Source organism: Pseudomonas helleri, assembly GCF_009600315.1.
GTDB lineage: Bacteria > Pseudomonadota > Gammaproteobacteria > Pseudomonadales > Pseudomonadaceae > Aquipseudomonas > Aquipseudomonas helleri_A.
Window position 1 is genome coordinate 1 of the sequence record NZ_WIWC01000176.1, and the last position, 261, is coordinate 261.

Genomic DNA, 261 nt, shown 5'->3' on the forward strand with positions numbered 1-261 from the left:
GCGCGATAGCCTGCTAGCCAGCCGCGTCATTCATTGCGATGAAACGCGGGTGCAGGTGTTGAAAGAGCCTGACCGCGAACCGAGCAGCCATTCATGGATGTGGGTGCAAACCGGCGGCCCGCCAGATCAACCGGTGATCCTTTTCGACTACTCTACAAGTCGCGCGCAGGAGGTACCAACGCGTCTGCTCGAAGGTTATCGCGGCTCTCTGATGACGGATGATTACGCCGGTTACAACGCGCTGGGTGCGCAAGCTGGGGT

The 261-nt window shown here is 59.8% G+C and carries 1 protein-coding gene; it reads left to right on the forward strand.

Annotation, left to right across the window (positions count from 1 at the left end; all coding sequences use genetic code 11):
* Positions 1-261 (forward strand): IS66 family transposase (locus GHN86_RS23250; RefSeq protein WP_153387404.1); only part of this gene is annotated, 261 nt, incomplete at both ends.